Genomic DNA, 2343 nt, shown 5'->3' with positions numbered 1-2343 from the left:
GTTATTTACCTCCTGTTGGTGTTTTTATTTCTTGTTATTTATATTGTGCCATACTGGAGGAAAATATAAAAACTTAACTTCAAAAAAGTTAGGTGAATTAATGGTTGCGGAATTCCGCAACCGACTAATAATAAGATTTATAAAGGAGACTTAATATATGAGGTTTATAAATATTTTTGGTAGAAATAAACCAGAATTTTACCTTGAAAATGTAATTGAAAAAAACATAAAATTTCCAAGAACATTTTTAATACCTAATCAAGAAGAAATAGAAAAATTAGCTCTAGGAAATTTAGTTAAACTGATTTTTGTGATGAAAAATCCTCAAAAAAATGGTTGTCGTGCTGAAAAAATATGGATTAAAATTACAAACAATCAAAATGGAATATTCACAGGAGTTCTCTATAATGATCCTTATTATTTAAAATCTATTAAATTTGGTGACATAATTACTTTTAAAGCAGAGAATATTACAGCTATATATGGAGGAGCGGCGCCTTTTAATGAAAAACTATTTGCAATAATTACACAAAAGGCATTAAATAAAAGGCAAATTAATTGGGTAGTTAGAACTGATGACTTAGATAATGAGCAAGATAGTGGATGGCAATTATTTTATGGAGATGAAAGTGACCAATATCTTGAAAATAGTAAAAATGCTAAAATAATATCATTAGAACAGGTATTAGATTTTGAACCTTTATTAGAAAGTGTTTTTAGCAATTATGGTTATGCCTATGAATATTCTGAACGAAATAATAAATTTATAGAGGTTAAAGAATAACAGTAATATGGGGGACGCCCATAGCCATCAGGCTAATAAATACATAAATTTTCTTTGTGGTATATTTACTATACATTAAACAGAGGGGATTTATATTTTTATGTATGAAAAATTAAAACATTTCATAGAAAAATATAAAGAATTATTTTCTTCAGATTTTATAGATAATTTTAGTAAAAAATCAAAATTTACAAAAAGAAAAGGGAAAATATCTGCTGATAAGTTTATGGCATTTAGTATATTTTTTGATGAAGATTTATGTATTAAATCTTTATCTTCATTATGTGCTAGACTCGAAGTCCAATTTGGTATTATAATTTCTCCATAATCTTTAAATGAGCGGTTTAACGATAATTCTGTGAGATTTTTACAAGAACTTTTTAATACTATGTTAATTAAAGAAAATAATTTATTTTGCACTAAAAATATTCTATTATCACAAGTTTTCAATAGAATTTTAGTTACAGATTCTACAATTTTAACATTGCAAAAAGAATTTTATAGTGATTTTAGAGGGGCTTGAAATGAACACTTAGAATCAACGGCAAAAATTCAATTACAATTTGATTTATTTAGTGGAAACTTTACTTATTGTGAGGTTCAAGAAGGCATTGTAGCAAATGCAAGTTATACAAGTATAATGATTTATCTTTGGCTGATTTAGGATATTTAAAATCAGAGTTCTTAGCTAAAATTAACGAAAAAAGAGCTTATTATATATCAAAAATAAAATCAAATACCAGAATTTATAAAATTAGATATATATGAGTCCATTAAAAATTTAGAAGAAGGACAAACTATAGAACTAAAAGATGTTTTCATTGGAACTGAAAAAGAATTAAAGCCTAGATTAATCTTAACTAAATTAAATAAATATCAAACAGAAAAGCGTGGCACGTTTAATCCAAGAAGTATTAATTGGAACTGTCTAAATACTTATATCACTAATGTTAATGATTCTATACTAAGTACTGAAGAAATTCATTTATTTTATTCTTTAAGATGGCAAGTAAAGTTAATGTTTAAAATTTGGAAGTCTCTTTTCAAAATACATGAAGTTAAAAGAGTGAAAATACAAAGGTTTAAATGCTTTTTTTATGGAAGATTAATTGCACTTTTATTTTCTTCAAACATAGTTTATTTGTATAATTTTACAATTTTCAACTAAGCTTTATTAAGTATACCCAAAAAATAAATTTTTTCATATTTATGAGAAAAATAAAGTTATTTTAGCATTAATTTACAAATTATTTCTCCAAAAATAGCTATTTGATCAAATTTACTTTTATTGGTTCTCTTAGTCTGATGGCTATGGGACATTAACAATTATATTAGTTATACTAATAATATAATTTTATATGTTTTAATAAAAAAGGGGAGATCAAAAATATAAATCAAAGGGTTGGACATATATAAAATTTAATGACACATTATATGTAATAAATGTAATGACACCATATGAAGAATCAGAACTTGATTATATTAAAAAATGGTATTTATGATTTAACTGCTATTTTAATTCATAATCCTTATGCTACATTAGATTATCAAAATAAAGA

General features: G+C 24.4%; 3 protein-coding genes and 1 pseudogene. All 4 read left to right on the top strand.

Features of this window, described 5'->3' with window-relative positions; translation table 11 throughout:
• The first annotated feature begins 157 nt into the window (after window positions 1-157).
• Window positions 158-784, top strand: a complete 627-nt coding sequence (locus GBZ86_RS15125) for an immunity protein Imm33 domain-containing protein (protein ID WP_152892030.1) — start codon at window positions 158-160, stop codon at window positions 782-784.
• Window positions 785-884: 100 nt separating this feature from the next.
• The gene (locus tag GBZ86_RS15120) at window positions 885-1112 is read left to right on the top strand and encodes a hypothetical protein (protein ID WP_152892028.1); all 228 of its coding nucleotides are present in this window, start codon (window positions 885-887) and stop codon (window positions 1110-1112) included.
• A gap of 320 nt (window positions 1113-1432) precedes the next feature.
• Window positions 1433-1552 (top strand): annotated as a pseudogene (locus tag GBZ86_RS18750) (transposase); the annotation flags it as partial.
• A complete protein-coding gene (locus GBZ86_RS18745) occupies window positions 1521-1952 on the top strand; it encodes a transposase (protein ID WP_422678935.1) in 432 nt (143 codons plus the stop codon). The pseudogene GBZ86_RS18750 and the gene GBZ86_RS18745, both read left to right, overlap by 32 nt.
• Window positions 1953-2343 lie beyond the last annotated feature (391 nt).

The sequence above is a fragment of the Clostridium tarantellae genome, from assembly GCF_009295725.1.
Taxonomy (GTDB): Bacteria; Bacillota; Clostridia; order Clostridiales; family Clostridiaceae; genus Sarcina; species Sarcina tarantellae.
This window is presented reverse-complemented; position numbering and strand designations above follow the sequence as displayed.